The organism is Hydrogenophaga luteola, assembly GCF_042648585.1.
In the GTDB taxonomy this organism is placed as follows: domain Bacteria; phylum Pseudomonadota; class Gammaproteobacteria; order Burkholderiales; family Burkholderiaceae_C; genus Hydrogenophaga; species Hydrogenophaga luteola.
The window spans coordinates 297,197-321,589 of sequence record NZ_JBHRXX010000001.1 but is presented as its reverse complement, the minus strand read 5'-3'; the positions used below and the strand labels follow the sequence as shown (position 1 = coordinate 321,589).

Genomic DNA, 24,393 nt, shown 5'->3' with positions numbered 1-24,393 from the left:
GCCGCCCCCACCCACAGCCCCGCCATGCTCCCGACCCTCGACGGCGACTGGTTTCAATTCCGCGCCCTTGGCGACGGCCTCACGCTGATCACCGAGCCGCACGTTGTTCCGCTGCTTCGCTGCAACATCTGGCACATCCGCGGCCGCGACATCGACCTCGTGGTCGACACCGGCCTGGGCGTGAGCAGCCTCTACCAGGCCTCGCGCCACCTGTTCGGCCAGCGCGTCGCCGCACTCGCGACCCACGTGCACCTGGACCACGTGGGCGGCCACCACGAGTTCTCCGAGTGCTGGTGCCACCGGCTCGAAGCGCCCGGCCTGCGCGGCGCCGACCCCGCTTTCACGCTGGGCGACATCGACCTGGAGCACCTGGACTTCGCCGCGCCCGGCTACGAAACCGGCGGCGCGGCGCTCACCGCGCTGCCGCGGCCGGACTACGAGCTCTCGGCCTGGGAAATCAAGCAGGCCACGGTCACGCGCGAGCTCGAAGACGGCGACATCATCGACCTGGGCAACCGCCACTTCGAGGTGCTGCACCTGCCCGGCCATTCGCCCGGCAGCATCGGCCTGTGGGAGGCCAATACCGGTACGCTGTTCTCCGGCGACGCGGTGTACGACGGCCCGCTGCTCGACGCCCTGCCGCACTCCGACCGCGCGGCCTACGCGCGCACCATGGAACGCCTGCTCGGCCTGCCGGTGAACGTGGTGCACGCCGGCCACGACCCGAGCTTCGGGCGCGCGCGGCTGCACGAGCTGGTGCACGCCTACCTGGATCGCCTTTCCGGGACATAGCGGCTCGAACATGGCACAGGCACCCGAATGCGCCGACACTGCGGGGATGAACGCACCTGCTGCCGACCCGTCGACCACGCCCATGCCCGCCGTGGACCCGCTGTTCCTGGCCACGCCGGGCATCACCACCTACGACGGTGAAATCGCCCTGACCAACGCCTCCGGCTTCTTCTTCCAGCGCGACGACCGCCTGTTCCTCGTGACCAGCCGCCATGTGCTGATCGACGAACCCAGCAACCACCATCCCAGCCGGCTGGCGATCACGCTGCACCTGGACGCACAGAACCTCTCGCGCTGCACCGAGTTTTCGATGCTGCTGTATGCGAACGGTACGGCCGTCTGGCGCCAGGGCAGCGACGGCGGTGGCGAGATTGACGTGGCCGTGCTGGAGATTGATCGCGGCGCCCTGCCCGAAAGGGCCATCGTCCGCGCCTTCACGCCGGAGCACCTGCCCGGCGACTTCGACAGCGTGCCCATCGATGCGGCCCTGTGCATCGCCGGCTTCCCGCTGGGCTTTCGCGACACCGTGTACCAGCTGCCGGTGCTGCGCCACGCCGCGATCGCTTCACCGTTCGGCGTGCGCTTCCAGGGCCGGGGTTTCTTTCTCACCGACGCGCGCACCCACCGCGGCACCAGCGGGGCGCCGGTGGTGACGCGTCACCACGGCATGACGCGCAACGGCGCACCGCTGCCCTGGCAGCTGCTGGGCGTGCATTCGGCGCGCATGGACATGGGCAACCGCGACCGCGTGCAGGACGAATCCCTGGGGCTGAACTGCGCCTGGTACGCCGACATCCTGCTCACGCTGACGGCGTGAGCGCAAGGGATCGACGCCCTACGACCGCGCCTCCGCCGGCGGCGGCGTGACCACCACCCGGCCATCTTTCACCGGCAGGGTGGGGCCCGGCTCGAACGATGTGCGCGTGCGGCCCTCCTGGCCATTGAGGCGGTAGGTCACGTCATACCCCACCAGCCGCTGCGACTTTTTCTGCACCGTCTTGCAGCGCTGCTCGGTCGTCGTGACCACGTCGTTTTCCTGCAGGTTCTTTTGCACTCGGTTACCGGCGTAGCCCCCGGCCACCGCGCCCGCCACCGTGGCCACCTTCTTGCCGTTGCCGCCGCCGATCTGGTTGCCCAGCAGGCCGCCCGCCACACCGCCGATCACGGTGCCCGCGATGCGGTGCTCGTCCCGCACCGGGGCCTGCCGGCGCACCTGCACGTTCTCGCAGCGCACCTGCGGTGTCGACACGGTCTGCAGCACCTCTTTCACGGCCACCACATCGGCCACCTTCGGCTGCGCCAGCTTCTGGTACCCGGTGACCGCACCGGCCCCGAGCACCACCATGGCGATGCCGCCCACCGCCATGCCCTTGATCATTGATTGGTCCATACAGGCACTCCTTCTTGTGTGGAGCGCAATGTAGGGCGGCAATGTCAACGCACGATGCGCAAAGGTGTCCAAATGCTGCGGCGGTTTACTTCGCGGCCTGGGCCGGCTGCACCAGCCCGAGCGTCGGGGTCTCGCTGAAGAAGTTCCAGGGCTTGAGCAGCACGTTGACCCATTCGGTCGGCATGATCGGCCACTCTTCGGCGCGCGCCACGTGGGTGGTGCCCGTGGTCAGCCAGACCACGTTGTCGGTGTTCACGATGGCCTGGTCGTCGGCGCTGAACTGGCCCAGCCCGGTGTCCTTGCTGGAGCGGTTGGGGAACTTGCCTTCGGGGAATTTTTCGTCCTCGTTGTAGCGCGTCACCCAGATCTGCTTGTCCATGAAGTTCAGGCGGTTGTAGATCCACTCGTCCTTGCCGAAGTTGGCGCCCTTGGCCACCGGGTGTGTGCCGCCCGCGTAGGGGATCAGCTGGTACGACACCGGGTTGCCCACCTTGTTGGTCTTGCTGCCGTTGCTCAGCAGCCGGATCGTGGACGGGTCGAACTTCTGCGCCGCCTGCTTCTCGGTCGCCACCGTGCGTTGCGTGGTCTGCATGGTGCTGGTGCGCGGTCCGCCCGCGGTGTTGGGTGCCACCACCGGGTCCACCTCGGTGAGCGAGTTCTGTTCGCCGTCCACGTCCAGGTCGAGGCGGAAGTTGTAGATGTGCTGGTGCGTGGTGCCCACGATGTTGTGGTCCAGCAGCGTGCCGTACTTCGTGTCTTCGGCGGCGGTGGGATCGGCCATGGTGCGGCTCTTCACGCCCTTCACCGCCTCGATGCCGGTGGCACCCGCGTTGATGCCGATGGTGCCGTTTTCCGCGAACACCCAGTCGAACATGTAGTCGTAGTTGCCCACCGTGCTGATCCAGCGCACCACCAGCTCGCGCCGCTCGGCGCTGATGTTGGGCTTGCCCATTTCCTGGTGCTTGTACTCGGGGCCGGCGTAGCGCTCGAACACGGCGATCGCGTTGGGGATCGTCATCGGCGCGCCGGTGAAGTCGGCAATGGTCGCGTCAAGATAGACCGCGTTCATCGGCGCGTCCTTGCCCGGTTCGATGGGCGAGGTGAGCGTGCCCATGCCGTACTCGCCCGAGTCCAGGTAGGCCTTGAAGTACCAGCCCACGTCGGGGTCGCCGTAGGGCACGATCATGCCGCCCAGCGTGCCCTCGTACAGCACCTTGCGCTTGGTGCCCTTGTCGTTGTAGGTCACGGTGGAGAGCGTGAGCCCGGTGCGCGAATTCAGGCCGATGTGGAAGTCCCAGTTGCGCCAGTTCAGCGTGTTGCCGGTGATGGTGTAGTTCTTGCCCTCGGGCTCGGTGATGTGCAGCGGCTTGTGCGGCGCGCTGGCCTTGCGGTCGCTGCCGTCGTAGGGCGTGGGTTTCAACGGCACCGGGATCACGCCCGCGTCCTCGATCTTGATCACCTTCTTCTGCTCCAGGTCCACCACCGCCACCAGGTTCTCGATCGGGTGCGCCCAGTAGTTGTTGTCGCCCACGTCAAGGTAGCTCACCACCTTGAGCAGGCGCGCCTGCTGCTGCAGCCCGTCCTTGCCGTCGAAGTAGCCCACGGTCAGTGGCGTGGCCACCACCTTCTTCACGTCGTTGATGCCCCGCTGTGCCAGCGCCTTGGCGTATTCCGGGCTGGCCTCGATGGCCGCCTGCACCGCACCGAAATCGTCGATCAGCACCATGCCGTGTGCGCCCTCCACCGGCTGCCACTGCAAGAGCTTCTTCGAGGCCAGGTCCACCGTGCCCTCGATCACCTTGCGGCCGTCGAGGATCACAAACGCCGCCTGGCGCGGCGCCTGCACCGGCTTGCCTTCCAGTGCGTGTGCCCACACCTGGTCTTTCGGTGGCGCCTTGAGCACGATCTCGGTGAAGCGGTGGCCGGGCTTGAACTGGCCCGAGGCCCTGAGCACCTCCAGCGTGGCCTGGATCTCTTGCGCCGTCAGCGGGTTCAGCGGGTTGGGCTTGCGCTCGACCACGAAGGTCTTGTCCAGGCCCGACTGGAACACCTGCTGGAAAAAGTCGGCCGCCACATACGGCGTGCCCTTGCGCAGCACCACCGGCACGCCCAGCCGCAGCGTGGCGCCATTCACCTGCGCCGTCTTCGCGCCCGGCTTCACGCGCACCAGCGTGCTGTTGCGCGAGAGCGTGAACACCTGGGCATAGCTGTCCCACTGCACCGTGGCGTTGAAGTCTTTGGCGGCCTTTTTCAGCGGCACCATCTTGGCGGCGGCGCCGTGGGCCAGTGCCAGGGGCGACCACAGCGCGGCGGTGGCCAGGGCGACGGCACTCAGTGCCAGGGGAAGGGGGCGGGTGGTCATGGAGGAGCTCCTCGGGATGCGGGTTGGGACAAGGCCCGCACCTTAGGGCGGCCCGGCAACCTGGGGTTATCCGCATTTGGCAAATCTGCGCCCGCTCCCAGCAATGGCGCACAACTTGCATGGCGGGCGGGCATGAACTTCGATCATTCCCACAAACGTGCACGCGATGCTGCGGAACAGGCCGCCAGCCTGCCCGACTGGGACCAGCGCTATGAACAGCTCTCGGCCGGGCGCTTCGAGGGCGAGGTGGACGAACTGCGCGTGGGCCCGGTGCAGGTGTTTGTCGAGCGGGCCAACCAGACCGTCATGCAGGCCGGCCGCGTCCGCGCGAATCGCATCTCCGTCGCCCTGGTGCGCACCGGGCGATCCCCCGGCTGGTTCGGTGGCCACCGCCTGCAAGGCGAACAGATCATCGGCGTATCGTCTCAAGGGGAGTTCGATCTCGTGGCCAGCGCCGACACGCAGATCCTCGCGCTCTCGGTCGACCAGGCGGCGCTGCGCGAGCTGGTGGCCCAGATGGACGGGCCTGAGGGTGAGCTGCCCCCGGTGCCTCTGCTGCTGAACGTCTCGCGCGCGGCCTGCGCCGAATACGGCCGGCTGCTCAACGCCGCACTGGGCCTCGCGCGCGGGCCGGCCGATATCTGCGCCCACCCGGCCTCGCGCCGCATGCTCGTGCTTTCGCTCTGCGAGGCCCTGCTCGGCGGCCTGCGCTCGGGCAAGCCCGTGGGCGCACTGCCCGCCTCGGCCGCCAGCCGGCGCCGCATCGTCGCTCGCGCGCGCCAGTACATGCAGGCCCACGCGCAGGAGGTGATCGCCGTGCCCGACCTCTGCCAGGCCATCGGCACCTCGCGGCGCGCGCTGCAATACGCGTTTGAGGAGGTCATGCAGATCAGCCCTGTCACCTACCTGCGCGCCATGCGGCTCAACCAGGTGCGCAGCGAACTGCGCCAGAACCGGGCGGCACCCGTGGGTGATGTGGCGGCGCGCTGGGGCTTCTGGCATCCCTCGCGCTTCGCGAGCGACTACAAAGCGCTGTTCGGTGAGCTTCCGTCGGCTACGCGCAGCGCGGCCGCGTCCAGGCAACCTCAGGCCGCCTGAGGCGCACGGCACGGCCCATGCTTGTCCTGGGTATGGACTCCACCGCACCCGCCGCCCATTCCTGGTTCGACGACATTCACGCGCTGATTGCAGGCTCGCTCTTCGTCGCGCTGGGCATGACCATGTTCGGCCACGCCGGCCTGCTCACCGGCGGCGTCGCGGGCGTGGCCTTCCTCGCCAGCTACGCCAGCGGCCTGCCCTTCGGCCTGTTCTTCTTCCTGCTGAGCCTGCCGTTCTTCGTACTCTCCTGGTACCGGCTCGGCCCGGCCTTCACCTTCAAAAGCTTCGGCGCCGTGGCCCTGGTGTCCGTCTGCACCACGCTGGCGCCCAAGGTGGTGCGCTTTGAACTGCTCAACCCCTGGGTTGCTTCGGTGCTGGGCGGCTTCCTCATCGGCTTCGGGCTGCTCGCCCTGCTGCGCCACCAGGCCAGCGTGGGCGGCGTCAACATCCTTGCGCAGTGGCTGCAGCAGGCCCGGGGCTACAGCGCCGGCAAGGTGCAGATGTCGGTCGACCTTGTCGTGGTGCTGGCGGCCCTGTGGGTGCTGCCGCCGCTGCAGGTGGCGCAATCGGTGGTGGGCGCCGTGGCCATCGGCGCCATCCTCGCGCTCAACCACAAGCCGGGGCGCTACCTCGGCGTGTAGACCCCCGGCGGCCGGCTACGGCAGCGCAATCACGCCCTTGGTCACGTAGCGTTTGAAGTCGGACAGGGGTATAGCCGCCGCGCCGTGCGTCTCGCCGTCCACCCAGCTCAGGGTGGCTTCGAGCCGGTTCGTCTCGATGTCCACCGGGCCCGGCGGTATGCGAATCATGGCGCCGTCGCCCGGGCGGAACTCCACCTTGCCAACGATCATTCCAGTCTGTGTCATGCGAGTCTCCTTGCTGTTGCAAGTTCATTCTGTTGGCCGCGCCGCCACCCCGGCATCGGTGGAGGCGCAGTCTGGCGGTAGGACGGGTCCTACACGCCGCAACCCTGCTAGTCTGTGCCATGCCCTCCACATCCACACTCATTCGCACATCCGAGGCCGGCGTCCTCACCCTGACGCTCAACCGCCCCGACAAGCTCAACGCCATTCACAACCCGCTGGCCGAGGCCCTGCTCGACGCGCTCAACACCGCCGCCACCGACCCCACGGTGCGCGCCATCCGCCTGCGAGGCAACGGCCGCGCCTTCTGCGCCGGCCGCGACGTCAGCGCCGCCCCCACCGACAAGGACCTGGAACTCGTGCAGGCCGTCTCCCGCGCCATCGTCGCGCACCGCTGCCCGGTCATCGCCGCCGTGCACGGCTGGACGGTCGGCGCGGGCTTCGAATGGACGATGAACGCCGACATCGTCTTCGCCGCTGATGACGCGCGCTTCAAGCTGCCCGAGGCCTCGCTCGGCGTCTTCGTCACCGGTGGCCTGGTGGCCACATTGCCCGCCGCCATCGGCCCCATGCGCGCCAAGGCGCTGACCCTGCTGGGCGAACCGTTCGACGCAGCGCAGGCGCTGGCCTGGGGCCTGGTCTACCGCTGCGTGCCGGCGGACGAACTCGATGCGGTGTCGCTGGCCGCGGCGCGGCGGATTGCGGACCTCAAACCCGAGGTGGCCCGCGAGTTCAAGCGCGTGCTCAACCAGATCGGGCTGGAGCGCTTCGAGCGTGCGGTGGAAGAGGAGTCGGCCGTGCAGCGGCGCTGGGGTGCGGGCGACGCCGGAGCCTGATTCAGCCCGCCGGCGGGCGCTGCTTCTTCGCGATGCGGTCCCAGTCGCGCAGCGTCTGCAGCAGCCGGTTCTTCGCGTCGGTGTGGCTCTGGCCGAAGGTCTCGGCCATCCGCCGGCGAAGTGCCTCGTCCGGCGGCGGCGCGCCCAGCGCCTTGAGCCGGTCGATCACCAGCATCAGCACCTGAAAGCTGCCCGAGCCCACCGCCATCGTCAGCGGCGTCTGCCCGTCCGCCGCCGCGTCCAGCACGTCGGCGCCGTGCTCGATCATGAACTTGACCACCCCCGCCTTGCCGCCCGCACAGGCCCAGTGCAGCGGCACCAGCCCGCCCTCCAGCCGCGCGTTGAAGTCGGCGCCGGGCGCGAGATGCTCCGCGGCCAGGGGCCAGCCGGAGGCTTTGATCATTTGTTGGAGTTGCCAGGGGGTCATGGGGGCGGGCGCAGTTGGGGGAAGGCAGCGAGGGTATGCGATGTGAGGGGAACTCGGCGGAGGGTGTGAAGGCCGGCAGTGTTGGCGCCTCAGACCCGTGACCCGTCGGTAGACTGCGGTTTTCCGGCTTAATCGAAGTTGGGTGCCGCAAGACAGACAGAAAGACCGATGACTCTCAGACCAAAGTACGTCGCCTCTCTCACGTTCCGTGGGTTCGACATGCAACCAATTCAGGTTGAAGCATTGGTTGGTATCCCCGCAAGCGAACTTGGAGTCCGAGGGCAGCCAAGAAGGCCAGGGTTACGACATCTTGTGAAGTCATTCGCTTCCTGGCATGTGGAGTTTCCCGACTCGACACAGCTGAACGAGATGATTCCTTCTCTCATCGAGCGGGCCGGTGGAGTTGATCGCCTTATCTCAGTGAGGAATGAGGTCAAACCGGAGTTTTTCGAGGTCGATCTTTCGCTCTGGATAAAGGACTCGCAGGAACAAGAAGGCGGATTTGTTGATTCAGAGACACTGAGTCTTCTTTCTCGACTCGGCGTTTGTCTTTCTCTTGGTTTCTATGAAAGAGGTGGCGCCCAATAGGTCGGTCGTCGCGTTCGTCACACCAGCTACTTGATATCCGATGAAAACCACTCGCCTCATTGCATCTTTGCTATTCGTTGTGCCATGGGCACTCGCCAGTGCTCAGGAAGTTGCGCGTACACCGCTTCCCGGCACCCATCCCCTAATTGGCGTCTGGCGCATCGATTTGCCGGACATGAAGTGCTTTGAGGAGTACGACGTTCGAGCTGACGGAACGAAACATTCACAGTCGGGCAAAGAACGAAACGAATCAGAGTTCACGATCTCCCTGGCGCCATCGCCCAAGGGGTTCTACAAGTGGGTTGACAAGATCACCAAGAACAATGGTCAGCCTGATTGCTCTGGACACAACACAAAGGTCGGCCATGTGGCGCTCACCTACATTCGCCTGCACCCCAATGGCCAGTGGCTCTTACTGTGCGAAGCGGAAGACATGAACTCCTGCTTTGCCGAGTTCTATCGCAAGCCGCAATGACGCCTGGCTCTTTGCCTAAGTTGCTGAGACGAACCATGAGCGAGTACGGGCCGCCAGAGCGCGTGTATGTTGAGAACGAGTGGTTCGACGGGCCACGCGCGGGCATAGCGGACGTTCAGGGAGCACCGCATCGGTTCAAGGCGCTCTATGACGACACAGAAAACCAATCCCTTGGGACTTTTTTCGTCTGGCCGGTAGATGAGATCACGGTCGAACTAGAGCAAGAGCAGTGGCGCATCTTTGCTGCCTGGAACGTGCTCTACGAGGCAGGGGAGGCCACTGCAGAATCCCACCCAGCGTACGGAGGCAAGAGTGCGCGATGGGATGAGATCGAAGGTCTTCTCAAGGCAAGCAGAGCCGTCGTCCCTCAGATAGCTCGACGCGCGTTGGCCAAGCTCTCGCATATCGATGCAGAAGTTCGATACCCTGCTTCCGGCCCTGCCTATACGCTGAGCTGGAGAGTCTTGTGAGGGGCGTTCACCGCGCGAAGCGGCCTCGCCTTTCCATCAACGTTCAAACCAAAAAGGTAGGTGCATCCATGTCTACCACCACAAAAGATCCCGTCAGGAGGCAGGTCGGAAGGGGCCTGTTGCACAGCCTGAGAAGCTGGTGCATTGCCTTGAGCATCGTCTTTCTCGCTCTGGCGGTCACGTCGCTAAGCAACACCGCCGCCAATCCGAAAACGTGGGCGTCTTCTTTCCACGCGCTCGCTGCCAGCGGAGCATTTGTTCAATATGGCGTTTGGCTTGCAGCTGTTGGAGGCCTTTTCCTGCTCATTGCACTGCTCGTCTCACTCTTGCTCCGAAGGATGGGACGCTGATCGCATACCGGGTGGGGGCCGCATCACCGATGCGATGCCCACACCCGATTGCCTTTGGATTGCTTTCTCACAAGTCAGGACAAGACGGTTGCTTGAACGTTCAACATCTACAGATGCAGTCCCATGGCGATCTATGTTGAAGACCTTGAATACGAGAGTGGTTCGTCGACCTGGGCCAAGGTGCGTCACGGTGGATTTCTTTTCAGGGCTTTGGTGAACGGAAAACAGTCCGAACTTCAGCGGCTTCTTGGTCGCGAATGTCTTGTCGAATTGGGGTTCGAGAAAGTCGCAAGTTGGCGGATCGTTGCGGGCTTCAAGAGTGAAGACTCCTGCATCAAGGCGAGCACAGAGGTGCCAGGCGGCATCTGTGTCATGGGCGAGGTGCACAGCGTCATGCCGATCAATTCCGGAGCGGCTCTGGTGGACATGTATCTGCAGACCGGGCCAGAGTTTCTGGCCATCGAGTCGACCGAGCTGGGCGGCACCGTGCCGTCGGTTGGCATGGGGTTGGAGGTCACCTTGCTGGGGCTTTGCTTCTACCCAACGAATTTTTAGCGACCCAGCCCTGGCACCAAACCTGCTAAGACCCAAGCACAGAGAGGCGAGTGCACCAAAACAGTGACTCGCAGCCTTGAATGACCGCTAGGGTTCCGGGCGCTGCGCATACATATATGTAGTCCGCAGCGCCGCCTGGTCCGAGAGCGGTCGGCCACGATCGTGTGGCTCCACGGAGGGACAAAAGCCCGGGAGAAGCTGGCATGCCGCTGATGCGGTTGCGCGAGCCTCTCTGGCCGTCGTCCCCCCGAACAGGAGCCCGCGCATGTCCACGTCGCCCCCTTTGTTTCCGCTGGTGGCCCCGGCGCCCGCCGCCGAGGCGGCTGCACTGCAGCCCGCGCCCTTGGCGCCGCCGGCGCGCCGCCCGCTGTCCTCGCTCTGGACGGTGCGCGCGCCCATCAACCGCCGCGCCTACTGGGTGCTCGCGCTCACCGGCCTCGTGCTGCCGCTGCTGGCCTGGGCCGCGCTGGCCGCCTGGGGCGGGCTGGACCCGACCTTCATGCCCTCGCCCTCGGCGGTGCTGGGCAAGGCCTGGACCTGGCTGACCGAGAACGACCTGCTCACCGACATGGCGATCAGCACCTACCGCGTGGTCGCCGGCTTCGTGCTCTCGGCCGTGTTCGCGCTGCCGCTGGGCCTGTTCATCGGCTCGTTCCGTTCGGTGCAGGCGCTGCTGGAGCCGCTGACCGATTTCATCCGCTACATGCCAGCGGTGGCCTTCATTCCGCTGGTGATGCTGTGGGTGGGCATCGACGAGGGTTCCAAGATCGCCATCATCTTCATCGGCACCTTCTTCCAGATGGTGCTGATGGTGGCCGAGGACGTGCGGCGCGTGCCGGCCGCGCAGGTGGAGGCGGCGCAGACCATGGGCGCGAACCGCAGCGAGCTGATCGAAAAAGTCATCCTGCCCAGCGCCAAGCCCGCGCTGCTGGACACGCTGCGCATCACCATGGGCTGGGCCTGGACCTACCTGGTGGTGGCCGAGCTGGTGGCCGCCAACTCGGGCCTCGGCTACGCCATCCTGCGCGCGCAGCGCTTCCTGCAGACCGACACCATCTTCGCGGGGATCATCGTCATCGGCCTCATCGGCCTGTTGACCGACCAGCTGTTCCGCCTGGCCCACCGCAAAGCCTTTCCCTGGCTTTACCTGAAAGGCTGACCGCCATGCGCTTTCCCGCCTTCAACCCCCTGGTCCCCAAGATCCAGATCCGCGACCTGCACAAGCGCTTCGACGGCGCGCCGCTGAACGCGCTGGAGCACATCAACCTCGACATCGCGCACAACGAGTTCGTCACCTTCGTCGGCGCGTCGGGCTGCGGCAAGAGCACGCTGCTGCGCACCATCGGCGGGCTGGAGACGCACACCAGCGGCGAGCTGCTGGTGGACGGCCGGCCCGTCACCGGCCCGGACATCGACCGCGCCATGGTGTTCCAGCACTACAGCCTCTACCCCTGGATGTCGGTGATGGAGAACATCAAGTTCTGTCGCCAGCTCGCAGCGCACCGCAAGGACCACACCTCGGCCCAGGTCGAGGCCGCCTCGGGCCGGGCCGACGCGCTGCTGCGCCTCATGGGCCTGCAGGCCTCGGCCAACGCCTGGCCCAACCAGCTCTCGGGCGGCATGCAGCAGCGCGTGGCCATTGCGCGTGCGCTGATGGGCCGGCCCGGCATCCTGCTGATGGACGAGCCCTTTGGCGCGCTGGACGCGCAGACGCGCGAGGTGATGCACGACCTGATCCGCCACGTGCACCGGCTGGAGCGCGCCACCATCGTCTTCGTCACCCACGACGTGGAAGAAGCGATCTACCTCGGCGGCCGCGTGGTGCTGATGGCGCCGCGCCCGGGCCGCATCGACACCGTCTACGACGTGCCCTTCGGCGACCAGCGCGACCAGGACCTCAAGCACGCGCCCGAGTTCCTGCGGCTCAAGCGCGAGATCCTCGAACGCATCCGGGAAACCTCGGGCATGAAGACCGACCTTGAACAACTGCAGCGCCTCAGTGGCCTGACCGCGGAGACCGTATGACACCCACCCCCACCTACCCCCTGCCCGGGACGCTCACCGACTCGCTGAGCGTGATCCCCTCCAACCCGCCGGCCGCCATGCCGGTGGACGCGCCCGCGCTGTGGCAGCGTTTTCCGCAGGCCGCGCTGGCGGGCGTGCACACCGGCCACGCCATGTGGAGCGAAGTCATGCCCGGCGGCAGCCACTGGAGCTGGCGCATGCCGCGTGGCAGCGCGATCCGTTTCGTGGCGCTGGAAGCCGGCGCCAACGTGAGTGTCGTCATGTACTCGGCGCTGGAAAAGCTGGAGCGCTACAACATGCCCGACAGCCTCAAGGCGCAGCACACGGCGCACTACGGCAAGGGCCATGTGCTGATGAGCGACATGGGCCGCAGCATGGCCAGCGTCACCGCCGACAGCCTGGGCTGGCACGACCCGCTGGGCGCGCTGCTGGACAACGAACTGATGACCGCGAAATACGGCGAGCGGCGCTACGAACAGGCGCGCAACGCCATGCACCGCTCGGGCAAGGACGGGCTGCTGATCGAGATCGGCAAGTACGGCCTGACCAAGCGCGACCTCGTGGCGCCGGTCAACCTGTTCAGCAAGGTCAGCGTGGACGAACAGGGGCGCTTCCACTTCGCGAAGGACCACAGCCGCGCAGGCGACTTCGTGGAACTGCGCTTCGACATGGACGTGATCGTCGCCGTCTCCAGCGCGCCGCACCCGCTGGACCCTGCCACCGAGTGGTCGCCGAAGAAGGTCGGCCTGCTGGCCTGGCGCTGCGGCCCCGCGCCGGCCAACGACGCCTGCCGCGCCTTCCGCCCGGAGAACGCGCGGGCCTTGCACAACTCGGATGTCCTGTACCTGTGATCGAGGAGACGACGACATGAACGCCACCACCTCCACCATCGGCGCCACCGACATCCGCATCCAGGAAAGCGCGCTCGACCCGGCAGCCGCCGTGATGAACCAGCGCCACCCCGCGGGCGAGCCCATTCTGTTCGCCGTCAACCAGGGCCAGACCCTGCGCATCGTCGACCTCGAAGGCAACCAGGCCGCCGACGTGATCTTCTACAACCGCGACGACCTGGCCGAGCACTACAGCGCCACCGACACCATGCTGCACCAGGGCGGCATCTACCTCACCACCGGCTCGGTGATCCGCAGCAACGAGGCGCGGCCCATGCTCACCATCGTGGCCGACACCTGCGGCCGGCACGACACGCTGGGGGGCGCCTGTGCGGCCGAGAGCAACACCGTGCGCTACGCGCTGCAGAAGAAGTTCATGCACAGCTGCCGCGACAACTACCTCATCGCCCTGCAGCGCGCCGACATCGGCCTGACCAAGCGCGACCTGGTGCCCAACATCAACTTCTTCATGAACGTGCCGGTGACCGGCGAGGGCGGGCTCAAGTTCGACGACGGCGTGTCCGGCCCCGGCAAGTACGTGGAGATGCGCGCCGAGATGGACCTCTGGGTGCTCATCAGCAACTGCCCGCAGCTCAACAACCCCTGCAACGCCTACAACCCGACGCCCATTCAATTGATCGTCTGGGACCCGGCCTGACCGAACCCTTGAGAAACCGGCCAGCAGGACGGCCTGCTGCGCGACACCCCTCGGCAGGACGGCCTGCCACCGGAGAGCCCATGTTCCGCAAGGTCCTGATCGCCAACCGCGGCGCCATCGCCTGCCGCATCATCCGCACGCTCAAAGCCCTGGGCGTGCAGAGCGTGGCCGTGTATTCCGAGGCCGACGCGCAGGCGCGTCATGTGCGCGAGGCCGACGAGGCGTATTTGCTCGGCCCCGCACCTGCGGCCGAAAGTTATCTGAAGGCCGAGCGCATCCTGCAGATCGCCAAAGACTGTGGCGCCGAGGCCATCCACCCCGGCTACGGCTTCCTGTCGGAGAACCCGGGCTTCGCCCAGGCCTGCGAAGACGCCGGCATTGCCTTCATCGGCCCCACGCCGGACCAGATGCGCGCCTTCGGCCTCAAGCACACGGCGCGGAACTTGGCCGAACAGCGCGGCGTGCCGCTGCTGCCCGGCACTGGTCTGCTGGCCGACGCAGCGCAGGCCCGCGCCGAGGCGCTGCGCATCGGCTACCCGGTCATGCTCAAGAGCACGGCCGGCGGCGGCGGCATCGGCATGCGCCTGGTGTGGAGCGAAGACGAACTGAGCGATGCGTTTGCCTCGGTGCAGCGCCTGGCCAGCGCCAACTTCAAGGACGCCGGCCTTTTCCTGGAAAAGTACGTCGAGCAGGCGCGCCACATCGAGGTGCAGGTCTTCGGCGACGGCGCGGGCACGGTGCTCGCGCTGGGCGAACGCGACTGTTCGGTGCAGCGGCGCAACCAGAAGGTGATCGAAGAGACGCCTGCGCCGGGGCTGAGCGACGCGCAGCGCAGCGAATTGCACGCCACCGCCGTGCGCCTGGCGCAGGCGGTGAACTACCGCTCGGCCGGTACGGTGGAATTCGTCTACGACGCCGCCACCGGCCAGTTCTACTTCCTCGAAGTCAACACCCGCCTGCAGGTGGAACACGGCGTCACCGAGCAGGTCACCGGGGTCGATCTGGTGGCGTGGATGGTGCGGCTCGCCGCCGGTGATCTGCCGCCGCTGGCCACGCTGGCGCCCACGCCACAAGGCGCGTCCATCCAGGTGCGGCTGTACGCCGAAGACCCGGCGAAGAACTTCCAGCCCAGCGCCGGTCTGCTGACCGAGGTGGTGTTCCCGAAAGATGCCCGCGTGGACGGCTGGGTCGAGCGCGGCACCGAGGTGCCCGCCTGGTACGACCCCATGCTGGCCAAGCTCATCGTCACCGCGCCCGACCGCGAACAGGCTTTGCAAAAGCTCGACGCTGCGCTGGCCGCCACGCGCCTGGCCGGCATCGAGACCAACCTGGGTTACCTGCGCCAGGTGGTGCGCGACCCGGTGTTCCGCGAAGGCCGGCAGGTGACTCGCTTCCTCAACAGCTTCCATTTCCGCCCCGCGACGGTGGAGGTGGTGGAGCCCGGCGTGCAGACCAGCGTGCAGGACTGGCCGGGCCGCCTCGGCCACTGGGACGTGGGCGTGCCGCCCAGCGGCCCCATGGACGCCTACGCGCACCGCATGGCCAACCGCCTGGTGGGCAACGCCGACGACGCGGCCGCGCTGGAGATCACGCTCTCGGGCCCCACGTTGCGCTTCAACGCCGACGCGGTGATCGCCGTGACCGGCGCACCGGTCAAGGTGGTGCTCGACGGCGCGCCGCTGCCGATGTGGCAGAGCCACCGCGTGGCCGCCGGCAGCGTGCTCACCATCGGCCGCGCCGAGGCCGGCGCGCGCCTGTGCCTCGCGGTCGGTGGCGGCTTCGACGTGCCGCTCTACCTGGGCAGCCGCAGCACCTTCACGCTCGGCCAGTTCGGCGGCCACGCCGGCCGCCACCTGCGCACCGGCGACGTGCTGCACCTGGCCGCGCCCGGCGCCGGCACCGCGGGCGTGAGCGCCGCGCCGGACACCGTGCCCACCTTCACCCACCACTGGGACGTGGGCGTGCTCTACGGCCCGCACGGCGCGCCGGACTTCTTCACGGAAGGCGACGTCGCCACCTTCTTCGCCACCGACTGGGAGGTGCACTACAACTCCAGCCGCACCGGCGTGCGCCTGATCGGCCCCAAGCCGCAGTGGGCGCGGGCTGACGGCGGCGAGGCGGGCCTCCACCCGTCCAACATCCACGACAACGCCTACGCCATCGGCGCCATCGACTTCACCGGCGACATGCCGGTCATCCTCGGCCCCGACGGCCCCAGCCTCGGCGGCTTCGTCTGCCCCGCCGTGGTGGTGGACGCCGAACTCTGGAAGCTCGGCCAGCTGCGCCCCGGCGACACGGTGCGCTTCCACCGCCTCTCGCTGGACCAGGCGCTGGACCGCAGCGCGATGGTCGAGGCCGCGTTGGCCACGCTGCGCCAGTCGCTGCCGCCGCAACCCGCCGACGACGCGTCAGCCCACCCCACGCCCATCGTGCTGGCCGACCCGGCGCGCGAAGACGAGGCCGTGCCCGCCATGGTGGTGCGCCAGGCCGGCGACCGTTACATGCTGGTCGAGTTCGGCCCGCTGGTGCTCGACATCGAGCTGCGCCTGCGTGTGCACGTGCTCATGCAGGCGCTGCAAGCGCGCATCACAGCAGGCACGCTGCCCGGCATCGTGGATATGACACCCGGCATCCGTTCGCTGCAGCTGCACTTCGATCCGTCCAAGGTCTCGCGCGCCGAGTTGCTCAAGGTGCTGGTGGAGGCCGAGGCCGCGCTGCCCGCGGTCGACGACATGGAAGTGCCCAGCCGCGTCGTGCACCTGCCGCTCAGCTGGGACGACCCGCAGACCCGACTCGCCATCGAGAAGTACATGCAGTCGGTGCGGCCCGACGCGCCCTGGTGCCCGAGCAACATCGAGTTCATCCGCCGCATCAACGGGCTGGACAGCATCGACGACGTGTTCAAGGTCGTGTTTGACGCCAGCTACCTGGTGCTGGGCCTGGGCGACGTCTACCTGGGCGCGCCGGTGGCCACGCCGGTGGACCCGCGCCACCGCCTGGTGACCACCAAGTACAACCCCGCGCGCACCTGGACGCCCGAGAACGCCGTCGGCATCGGCGGCGCCTACCTCTGCGTCTACGGCATGGAAGGCCCCGGCGGCTACCAGTTCGTCGGCCGCACGCTGCAGATGTGGAACCGCTGGCGCCACGGCGAGTCGGGCTCGGTGTTCGAGCAGCCCTGGCTGCTGCGCTTCTTCGACCAGATCCGCTTCGTACCGGTGGACCAGGACGAGTTGCTGCGCATCCGCGCCGCCTTCCCGCACGGCGGCTACGCGCTGCAGATCGAAGAGACCACGTTCAGCCTGCGCGACTACCGCCGCTTCCTGGCCGACAACGCATCGAGCATTGGCGCCTTCAAGGCGCAGCAGCAGGCGTCTTTTGACGCCGAGCGCGAGCGTTGGGCCGCCAGCGGCCAGCTCAGCTACGCGGGCGATGCCGACGTGGCCGCGGCCGACGCCAGCGTCGAGCTGGACCTGCCGCCCGGCGGCCGCCCGCTGGCCAGCAGCGTGCCCGGCAGCGTGTGGAAGGTGCTGGTCAGCGAAGGCCAGCGCGTGGCCGCGGGCGACGTGCTGCTCGTCGTCGAGTCCATGAAGATGGAATTCAGCGTGCTAGCCCCGCAGGACGCCACCGTGCACCGCCTCATGTGCCGCGAAGGCGCGCCCGTGGCCGCCGGCCAGGACGTGCTGGTGCTCGTATCCGAAGACTGAACTCACGGAGCCACCCATGACAACGAACCTGCAAGACCTGTCCTTCGACCTCGCCAGCCTGCGCGCCGCCTACGCCGCCGGCACCCCCGTGCGCGCCGTCATCGCCGAGGCCATGCGCCGCTGCGCGACCGACGCGCACCACGCCTTCATCCACCGCCTGACCGACGCCGAGATCGAGCCCTACGTGGCGCACCTCGACGGCGTGGACCCGGCCAGCCTGCCGCTCTACGGCGTGCCCTTCGCCATAAAGGACAACATCGACCTCGCGCACATCCCCACCACCGCGGGCTGCCCCGAATACGCGTACACGCCGGGCGAGAGCGCCTTCCTCGTGCAGCAGCTCATCGCGGCCGGCGCCGTGCCGCTGGGCAAGGCCAACCTCGACCAGTTCGCCACCGGCCTCAACGGCACCCGCTCGCCCTACGGCGCCTGCCGCAACGCCTTCAACCCGGACTTCGTTTCGGGCGGCTCCAGTGCCGGCTCGGCCGTGAGCGTGGCCAAGGGCTGGGTCAGCTTCTCGCTGGGCACCGACACCGCCGGCTCGGGCCGCGTGCCCGCCAGCTTCAACAACCTCGTCGGCCTCAAGCCCACCATCGGCCTGCTCTCGGCCACTGGCGTGGTGCCGGCCTGCCGGTCGGTGGACACCGTCTCCATCTTCGCGCTCACCGCGGCGGATGCGCAGGCCGTGCTGGCCGTGGCCGCAGTGCCCGACGAGGCCGACGCCTTCAGCCGCGCCGCCAAGCCCTTCGGCGTCGACTTCTCGGCCGGTCCGTTCCGCTTCGGCGTGCCGCGCCCGCAAGACCTCAACTTCTTCGGCAACGACGCGGCCGTCGAACTGTTCGCGCAAAGCATCGAGCGCCTGCACGCCCTCGGCGGCACCGCCGTCGAGATCGACCTCACGCCCTTCCTCGAAGCCGCGCGCCTGCTCTACGAAGGCCCCTGGGTGGCCGAGCGCTACGTCGCCATCAAAGACTTCATCGACGCGCAGCCCGAGGCCGTGTTCCCGCCCGTACGCACCATCATCGAAGGCGGCAAGACCAAGACCGCCGCCGATGCGTTCGCCGCCAGCTACAAGCTCAAGGCCCTCAAGCGCGTGTGCGACGCGGTGTGGAAAGACGTGGACTGCCTGCTCACGCCGACGGCGGGGACGATTTACCGCATCGCCGACATGCAGGCCGACCCGATCCGCCTGAACAGCAACCTGGGCTACTACACCAACTTCATGAACCTGCTGGACTACGCCGCCGTCGCGGTGCCCGCAGGCTTCCAGGCCGAAGGCGACGCACAAGGCCTGCCCTGGGGCGTGACCCTGGCCGCGCCCGCGTTCAAGGACGTGCCCCTGCTGCGCCTGGCCGATCGCTTCCACCGCGCGCAGGCTGCTCTGTCACTCGGCGCCACATCAGCGAAGCTGGCCGACACCCCCGCCATCGGCACCGATCTGCCCAAAGGCAGCCACACCGCCGGCACCGTCAAGGTCGCCGTCTGCGGCGCACACCTCAGCGGCCTGCCGCTCAACTGGCAACTCACCCAGCGCGGCGCGCGCCTGCTTGGCGCGGTGCAGTCCGCGCCCGAATACAAGTTCTACGCCCTCGCCGGCGGCCAGGTCCAGCGGCCGGGCATGGTGCGCGTCAACGAAGGCGGCGCCGCCATTCACATGGAAGTCTGGGAACTGCCCGCCGAACACTTCGGCAGCTTCGTCGACGGCATCCCCGCGCCACTGGGCATCGGCAAGGTGAAGCTGGCGGATGGGTCGTGGGTGAGCGGGTTTGTGTGCGAGGCGGTGGGGGTGGAGGGGGGGACCGAGATCACGGAGTTGGGGAGCTGGCGGGTGTGGTTGGCGCGTGCCAGATGACCGAACAGCCGCATTGATTGGGCATTGAACGTGGGCGTGTTGATATCCTGTTTGCTCAACGCCAAAGCGATTGGCTTCATGGGAGCAAGGATCAATGTCAATCCCCACACAGGTTCAAGAACTGATCGATGGAAGTGGCAACAACTTTCATGCCAAGGTTGCTCGTTGGTTCATGGCGGAAGGCTGGAGGGTCAGCGTCAGCCCTTACTACATGGACCAGACTCAGCAAAAGGCCAGAGAAATCGATCTTGTTGTCGAAAAGTCGGTTTCCATTGCGGCGGGTCTAGGCGACGTAGTAGTTCGACTTTTTGTCGAATGCAAATTCGTTCCCGGATATTCGGTCTTCTGGTTTACGAGCAAGAACAAGAAGGCCGTGGAGCAGGTTTTGTGCACCAGTGGTCCGTTCCGTCCGAACAACCAGTACACGAACGAGCACCACTATCTTGTCGGTGACCGGGTCGCTAAGCTATTTACGTCATCGAACAACCGCGGCCCAGACGCCGAGCCCTTCTACAAAGCCTTGAATCAAGCCTTGAACGGGCTGGTTTCCCTCCGTTTGCAATCCGCGAAGGGAAGTCGTCCTGCTGGATCGTCATATAGCGTGCTGGCGGTCCTGGACTTCCCACTCGTTGTTTGCAGCTCGTTTGCCAAAATGTTCTCTGCTGACTTCGATGGTCAACGCGAAACCGAAGAGATTCGAGAGAACTTCCAGCTTGAGGTCGAGTACGCATATGTCTCACCTGCTGGTCACGCTGCCGAGGACCTTTTTTTGCTGGACTTTGTGGAGTATGACCAACTGCCTGCCATTGCTGCTGCATTGGAGACGGATGCACGGGTTGCTGGTTTCCTTGCCACCTGAGGGGACCGCAGACACAAACCGCTTTCTGCAGGCGCTCTTTCAGCTCGTATCCCGTGGAAAAGCTATGAAGCCAGTCGTGGCCGTCCTTACTTTGATTCTGTTGGGCGCTTGTACAGAAGGCGTTGGTTACCACGTTGAATTGGAGGCTCCTCCCACCATAGCCGCTGAAGCGGAGTCGTCCGATGGGCAGAAGCTGGTGCTTCCGCTCGAAGTGGACCAGCAGGCCGCTGAAGCCTTTGTTCGACTCGGGTTCGGTCTGAACGAAGGGCAGCGTTTCCAATCCACAGCGTTTCTGACGCCGTTCCTGGGAACAACCCAAGCTGCGCCGCTGATCAGGTTGGTGAAGGAATACAACGAGTTCAACGGTGAGCGGGTCGCCGCAGCGGTCGAGAAGCTGCGAGGTCGGATATCGCGTTTGGAATTCGGCCGCGAAGGTTCGCCTGTCCTCTACATTGAGCTGCCCCATTGGACTCATCAGCGTGAAGAGGCTGAGACCAGTGTTCAAGGCACAAGGATCACCGACGCCGAGAACGACAGGCTCGTCGATGAACTGCGTCAGGTGTTTGTTGGTGATCTCAAGGCGGATGAGTTTGGTGTGGATGGACGCAGGGTTCGCGTGTGGTGGGACTGATGGTGACACCTTGGCCGTATGGAGCATGCCTTGATGCTGAGTCTTGAAAGTTCTCGTTGGTCCGCGCTTGAACATGCCTACGGCCAGGCTTCCGACATTCCACCGTTGCTGCGCCAACTCCAGGACCTGCCCGTGTCTGAAGGGCAGGCAGAGCCGTGGTTCACCCTTTGGAGTGCTCTGGCCCATCAGGGCAATGTCTACTCAGCTTCGTTCGCAGCGATCCCGCATGTCATTGCCGCTCTATCAACGTCGCCGATAAAGGCAGATGTTTCCTTTTTTCATTTCCCTGCATGGGTGGAAATCTGCCGAGCCAAGCAGGGGACGCCGATTCCGCCTGACTTGGCGGACGGCTACTTTGCGGCTCTTCAGCGCCTTCCTGCGCTGGTGGCAGAAGCCGCTTCCGGGCGCACTGATCCAGACTTTGCTGCATGCGCAACAGCTGCCATCGCAGCCACCTTGGGGCAGCACGCGATGGCCGAGGTCGTTCTTGAAATGTCGACTCCCGGACTCGCGCTTGAAGTCCTTGAATGGCTCGACGACCGTTGATTCCTAGGCCACCGTTTTCATCCATTTCAATAACCAGCTGGACCACCTTCAGCGCCATACGGGAGAACACTGATGGGTGTCGACCTCAACAAAGATCCCACCTTTCTTGATCGAGCGGATGCTCACATCCGACTTGCCAATGAACACTGCGCCGACACCGGGCGAGGCAAAGTCAGCGCATCGCTGATGTACGGGAGCGCGAGGTTTCAGGCATGGAATGCCGCGACCTGGGCCGAGGATGTCGAAGCCATGAAGGCCAGGCGCGATGAGACCGTCAAGTATTTTGTCGAGCAATACAAGGCCATGCTCGAGGAGAACCTTGATGACTACATCGGCAACTTCGAGCAGTACATGCGCCCGAACGGGTCTCCTGATGCTGCCTGATGCCGTTGGGGCGCTGTTGCCTACGCTTGTTGTTCTTGGCTGAATGCAGTGGGTGGTGCGAACTCCGAAGTTCGTGCATCGCCGGCAAATAGCTGCCTCAACCCCCACCCCGCGCCAAACTCCGCCCCACCCGCTCACTCGCCCGGCGCAGCCGCTCCTTCAGCACGGGTGGCTCCAGCACATCAAACTCCACGTCCAGCGCCATCAGCCAGTACACCAGCGAGTCCAGCTGGCCGGTGCCGCAGAGCATGAGGCAGTGCGTGTCGTCGATCGCTTCCAGCGTGGCGGCGGATGGGTCCGTTTACAGTTCGAGCCCCTTGCCGCCGCTATGCGGCTGCGCACTCTGAATTTCTATCTTTTGTTGGAACCCATGCAGATTCGTCTATCCCTCGCTGTCTTCTTGGCTGTTGCCGCTGCGGGCTGTGCAAATGAGAGTGGTGCGAGGCTCGGTCTCACATCCGCCAAGTCCCCTGTATTGGCCATCCTCGCTGACGACCTGTTTACTGGCGAAGCCGTGGGCTACATGGATCGAACCGGAACCATCGACATCGCATCGGTCGTGGACCCGAATCTGAAGTGCGTAGGGCAGTTTCGTTACACGGGATCGAAGACAGGCGTTGCCACTGTTCGCTGCAACGATGGAGGAGTCGCCGAACTGTCTTTCAATGGGCTCAGTTTGCTGAGCGGATATGGGTACGGAACGACTTCACGTGGCCCTGCGAGCTTCACCTTTGGGCTCACGCCCGAACAAGCATTGAAGTACTTGACGCTGCCGAAGGGAAAACAGCTAATCAAGCGCGAAAAGGGTCCCTCGCTAGAGAGTGTCTAAAGGTCTCTCGCAAGGGCCATTGGCGCGCCGCGGGTCGAAAGCGGCTTCGCGTTAGGGGTGGGGTTCAGGCAGCCGGCCATCCTCGCCCCCACGCGCCAAGCTCCGCCCCACCCGCTCACTCGCCCGGCGCAGCCGCTCCTTCAGCACGGGTGGCTCCAGCACATCAAACTCCACGTCCAGCGCCATCAGCCAGTACACCAGCGAGTCCAGCTGGCCGGTGCCGCAGAGCATGAGGCAGTGCGCGTCGTCGATGGCTTCCAGCGCGGCGGCGGATGGGGGGATGGTTTTCGCCATCACCTCGCGCGGCTGGTGCAGCAGCACGCGCGCCTGCTCGCCCTGCTGGTGCACGCCGGCCATGGCCCCGGTGACGTAGGCGCGCAGGTCGCCCGCGGGCGGCGGGCGTGGCGCGAAGTGCGCGCCGGTGCGGGGTGTGCCCTGCACGCGGTCGATGCGGAAGGTGCGCCAGTCGTCGCGCGCCGGGTCCCAGGCCACCAGGTACCAGTGGTGGCCGGTGTGCACCAGCCCGTGCGGCTGCACCTGGCGCACGCTGGCCTGGCCGCGCAGGTCGCGGTAGCTGAAGCCCACCTGCAGCTGGTCGCGGCAGGCGGTGGCCAGCGTGGCCAGCACGCTGGCGTCGATGGTGGGCCCCATGCGCTGCACCGGCACGATGGCCGAGCGCAGCGCGCCCGTGCGGCGGCGCAGGCGGGTGGGCATCACCTGTTCCAGTTTCACCAGCGCGCGCAGCGAGCTTTCTTCCACACCGCTCACGGTGCCGGCCGCGGCGATCTGCAGGGCAATGGCCACCGCCAGCGCCTCTTCGTCGTCCAGCAGCAGCGGCGGCAGCGATTGCCCCGCGCGAAACGCGTAGCCGCCCGCCACGCCGCTGCTGGCGTGGATGGGGTAGCCGAGCTGGCGCAGCCGGTCGATGTCGCGCCGCAGCGTGCGCGGGTGCACCGCCAGCCGCTCGGCCAGCTCGGGGCCGGCCCAGTGGCTGCGGGTCTGCAGCAGCGAGAGGACACGCAGCAGGCGCGAGGACGATGACAGCATGGTCGCACTCTAGCTTTTATTGAGGGCAGAAGCTGTCCGCAATGGGCGCGACATTGCGGCCACGGGTTCGGCGCGGTGCCGGGCCCGCTGTCCAAACCCTCAAGGAGCCCCTCATGTCCCAGATTGTTCTTTACTGGCACCCCATGTCCAGCGCCACCCCGGTCGCCTGCGCCCTCGCCGAACTCGGCGTGCCGCACGAGCGCGTCAAGGTCGACATCACCACCGGCGAGCAGCGCCGGCCCGACTACCTGGCCTTGAACCCCAACGGCAAGGTGCCCACGATGACGGTGGACGGCGCGCCGATGTTCGAGGCGCTGGCCATCGAGCTGTGGCTGGGTCACACGTATGGGGTGAAGAGCGGCCTGTGGCCGGCCGGCGGCACGCCCGAACACCTGCAGGCCATGTCATGGAGCACCTGGGCCTACGTGACCTACGGCGCGCAGCTGGTGCGGCTGCAGGCCGCGAAAGACATGGGCACGCCCGACGACGCGCACGGCACTGCGGCGCACAAGGCCCTGGACGAACTGCTCACCGTGCTCGACGGCCGCCTGAGCCAGCGGCCCTGGCTGCTGGGCGAGGCGTACACGCTGGCCGACCTGATCGTGGCCTCGGTGATCGGCTACAGCGTCTACCTCGGCGCCCCGGTGGCGGCGCACCCGACCACGAACGCCTGGCTGCAGAAGGTGCAGGCGCGCCCGGCGATGCAGATCGACGCTTGACCGCGCCCAAGCCCCCTGCCGTTTTCACTAGGTCTGGAAG

At 66.5% G+C, this 24,393-nt stretch carries 27 protein-coding genes and 1 riboswitch; of the genes, 21 read left to right on the top strand and 6 right to left on the bottom strand.

The genetic code is table 11. The features are described 5' to 3' along the window. Positions 1-24: 24 nt before the first annotated feature. Complete coding sequence (locus ACFOPI_RS01510) at positions 25-792, top strand: MBL fold metallo-hydrolase (RefSeq protein ID WP_382170043.1); 768 nt, start codon at positions 25-27, stop codon at positions 790-792. Between the two features lie 46 nt (positions 793-838). Then, entirely contained in the window at positions 839-1,609 is a 771-nt protein-coding gene (locus tag ACFOPI_RS01505) for a trypsin-like peptidase domain-containing protein (protein WP_382170041.1), read from the top strand. 18 nt (positions 1,610-1,627) lie between these two features. Here the strand turns inward: ACFOPI_RS01505 and ACFOPI_RS01500 are convergent, their stop codons facing one another. Both ACFOPI_RS01500 and tynA read right to left on the bottom strand, forming a co-directional pair. After that, positions 1,628-2,182, bottom strand: coding sequence for a glycine zipper 2TM domain-containing protein (locus ACFOPI_RS01500; protein ID WP_382170039.1), 555 nt, complete (start codon positions 2,180-2,182; stop codon positions 1,628-1,630). 85 nt (positions 2,183-2,267) lie between these two features. Continuing rightward, the gene (tynA, locus tag ACFOPI_RS01495; RefSeq protein WP_382170037.1) at positions 2,268-4,544 is read right to left on the bottom strand and encodes a primary-amine oxidase; all 2,277 of its coding nucleotides are present in this window, start codon (positions 4,542-4,544) and stop codon (positions 2,268-2,270) included. Between the two features lie 132 nt (positions 4,545-4,676). On the opposite strand from tynA, the gene ACFOPI_RS01490 reads away from it, so the two are divergent. Together ACFOPI_RS01490 and ACFOPI_RS01485 are read left to right on the top strand one after the other, a co-directional pair. Then, positions 4,677-5,642, top strand: a complete 966-nt coding sequence (locus tag ACFOPI_RS01490; RefSeq protein ID WP_382170035.1) for a helix-turn-helix domain-containing protein — start codon at positions 4,677-4,679, stop codon at positions 5,640-5,642. A gap of 17 nt (positions 5,643-5,659) precedes the next feature. After that, positions 5,660-6,283 carry a YitT family protein gene (locus ACFOPI_RS01485; RefSeq protein WP_382170033.1) on the top strand — a complete coding sequence of 208 codons (624 nt, stop codon included), beginning with the start codon at positions 5,660-5,662 and terminating at the stop codon, positions 6,281-6,283. Positions 6,284-6,298: 15 nt separating this feature from the next. Here ACFOPI_RS01485 and ACFOPI_RS01480 read toward each other — a convergent pair whose 3' ends face one another. Further along, the gene (locus tag ACFOPI_RS01480; protein WP_382170031.1) at positions 6,299-6,508 is read right to left on the bottom strand and encodes a hypothetical protein; all 210 of its coding nucleotides are present in this window, start codon (positions 6,506-6,508) and stop codon (positions 6,299-6,301) included. Between the two features lie 119 nt (positions 6,509-6,627). Here ACFOPI_RS01480 and ACFOPI_RS01475 point away from each other — a divergent pair, with 119 nt between their 5' ends. Then, entirely contained in the window at positions 6,628-7,341 is a 714-nt protein-coding gene (locus ACFOPI_RS01475) for an enoyl-CoA hydratase/isomerase family protein (RefSeq protein WP_382170029.1), read from the top strand. Position 7,342: 1 nt separating this feature from the next. On the opposite strand, the gene ACFOPI_RS01470 is transcribed toward ACFOPI_RS01475, so the two are convergent. After that, the gene (locus tag ACFOPI_RS01470; protein WP_382170027.1) at positions 7,343-7,744 is read right to left on the bottom strand and encodes an ankyrin repeat domain-containing protein; all 402 of its coding nucleotides are present in this window, start codon (positions 7,742-7,744) and stop codon (positions 7,343-7,345) included. A gap of 652 nt (positions 7,745-8,396) precedes the next feature. Here ACFOPI_RS01470 and ACFOPI_RS01465 point away from each other — a divergent pair. The 14 genes from ACFOPI_RS01465 to ACFOPI_RS01400 all read left to right on the top strand — a co-directional run bounded on the left by ACFOPI_RS01465 (position 8,397) and on the right by ACFOPI_RS01400 (position 21,758). Beyond that, positions 8,397-8,831: a hypothetical protein gene (locus ACFOPI_RS01465; protein ID WP_382170025.1), complete on the top strand. Its 435-nt coding sequence runs from the start codon at positions 8,397-8,399 to the stop codon at positions 8,829-8,831. A 35-nt stretch (positions 8,832-8,866) separates the two neighbouring features. Beyond that, positions 8,867-9,301: a hypothetical protein gene (locus ACFOPI_RS01460; RefSeq protein ID WP_382170023.1), complete on the top strand. Its 435-nt coding sequence runs from the start codon at positions 8,867-8,869 to the stop codon at positions 9,299-9,301. Between the two features lie 68 nt (positions 9,302-9,369). Continuing rightward, positions 9,370-9,651: a hypothetical protein gene (locus tag ACFOPI_RS01455; protein ID WP_382170022.1), complete on the top strand. Its 282-nt coding sequence runs from the start codon at positions 9,370-9,372 to the stop codon at positions 9,649-9,651. Positions 9,652-9,774: 123 nt separating this feature from the next. Next, positions 9,775-10,206 carry a hypothetical protein gene (locus tag ACFOPI_RS01450; RefSeq protein ID WP_382170020.1) on the top strand — a complete coding sequence of 144 codons (432 nt, stop codon included), beginning with the start codon at positions 9,775-9,777 and terminating at the stop codon, positions 10,204-10,206. 76 nt (positions 10,207-10,282) lie between these two features. Continuing rightward, positions 10,283-10,403: riboswitch (guanidine-I (ykkC/yxkD leader) on the top strand. Positions 10,404-10,471: 68 nt separating this feature from the next. Continuing rightward, the gene (locus tag ACFOPI_RS01445; RefSeq protein ID WP_382170018.1) at positions 10,472-11,365 is read left to right on the top strand and encodes an ABC transporter permease; all 894 of its coding nucleotides are present in this window, start codon (positions 10,472-10,474) and stop codon (positions 11,363-11,365) included. Positions 11,366-11,370: 5 nt separating this feature from the next. Then, on the top strand, positions 11,371-12,231 hold the full coding sequence (locus ACFOPI_RS01440) for an ABC transporter ATP-binding protein (RefSeq protein WP_066151976.1): 861 nt from the start codon (positions 11,371-11,373) through the stop codon (positions 12,229-12,231). Between the two features lie 152 nt (positions 12,232-12,383). Next, entirely contained in the window at positions 12,384-13,082 is a 699-nt protein-coding gene (locus tag ACFOPI_RS01435; protein WP_382170925.1) for an urea amidolyase associated protein UAAP1, read from the top strand. Between the two features lie 16 nt (positions 13,083-13,098). Further along, the gene (locus ACFOPI_RS01430) at positions 13,099-13,779 is read left to right on the top strand and encodes an urea amidolyase associated protein UAAP2 (RefSeq protein WP_382170016.1); all 681 of its coding nucleotides are present in this window, start codon (positions 13,099-13,101) and stop codon (positions 13,777-13,779) included. An 80-nt stretch (positions 13,780-13,859) separates the two neighbouring features. Next, positions 13,860-17,486, top strand: a complete 3,627-nt coding sequence (uca, locus tag ACFOPI_RS01425) for an urea carboxylase (protein ID WP_382170014.1) — start codon at positions 13,860-13,862, stop codon at positions 17,484-17,486. Between the two features lie 16 nt (positions 17,487-17,502). Beyond that, positions 17,503-19,338, top strand: coding sequence for an allophanate hydrolase (gene atzF / locus ACFOPI_RS01420; protein ID WP_382170012.1), 1,836 nt, complete (start codon positions 17,503-17,505; stop codon positions 19,336-19,338). A gap of 94 nt (positions 19,339-19,432) precedes the next feature. Then, positions 19,433-20,197, top strand: a complete 765-nt coding sequence (locus ACFOPI_RS01415; protein WP_382170010.1) for a hypothetical protein — start codon at positions 19,433-19,435, stop codon at positions 20,195-20,197. Positions 20,198-20,261: 64 nt separating this feature from the next. Then, positions 20,262-20,828, top strand: coding sequence for a hypothetical protein (locus tag ACFOPI_RS01410; RefSeq protein ID WP_382170008.1), 567 nt, complete (start codon positions 20,262-20,264; stop codon positions 20,826-20,828). Positions 20,829-20,861: 33 nt separating this feature from the next. Then, a complete protein-coding gene (locus ACFOPI_RS01405) occupies positions 20,862-21,374 on the top strand; it encodes a hypothetical protein (protein WP_382170006.1) in 513 nt (170 codons plus the stop codon). Between the two features lie 72 nt (positions 21,375-21,446). Beyond that, the gene (locus ACFOPI_RS01400; protein WP_382170004.1) at positions 21,447-21,758 is read left to right on the top strand and encodes a DUF3144 domain-containing protein; all 312 of its coding nucleotides are present in this window, start codon (positions 21,447-21,449) and stop codon (positions 21,756-21,758) included. A gap of 97 nt (positions 21,759-21,855) precedes the next feature. Here the strand turns inward: ACFOPI_RS01400 and ACFOPI_RS01395 are convergent, their stop codons facing one another. Further along, the gene (locus ACFOPI_RS01395) at positions 21,856-22,008 is read right to left on the bottom strand and encodes a hypothetical protein (protein ID WP_382170002.1); all 153 of its coding nucleotides are present in this window, start codon (positions 22,006-22,008) and stop codon (positions 21,856-21,858) included. A 6-nt stretch (positions 22,009-22,014) separates the two neighbouring features. Between ACFOPI_RS01395 and ACFOPI_RS01390 the strand changes: the two genes are divergently transcribed. Next, complete coding sequence (locus tag ACFOPI_RS01390; protein WP_382170000.1) at positions 22,015-22,587, top strand: hypothetical protein; 573 nt, start codon at positions 22,015-22,017, stop codon at positions 22,585-22,587. Between the two features lie 51 nt (positions 22,588-22,638). Here ACFOPI_RS01390 and ACFOPI_RS01385 read toward each other — a convergent pair whose 3' ends face one another. Further along, positions 22,639-23,634: a helix-turn-helix transcriptional regulator gene (locus tag ACFOPI_RS01385; RefSeq protein ID WP_382169998.1), complete on the bottom strand. Its 996-nt coding sequence runs from the start codon at positions 23,632-23,634 to the stop codon at positions 22,639-22,641. 113 nt (positions 23,635-23,747) lie between these two features. On the opposite strand from ACFOPI_RS01385, the gene ACFOPI_RS01380 reads away from it, so the two are divergent. Beyond that, the gene (locus tag ACFOPI_RS01380) at positions 23,748-24,353 is read left to right on the top strand and encodes a glutathione S-transferase family protein (protein ID WP_382169996.1); all 606 of its coding nucleotides are present in this window, start codon (positions 23,748-23,750) and stop codon (positions 24,351-24,353) included. The last annotated feature ends 40 nt before the right edge of the window (positions 24,354-24,393 follow it).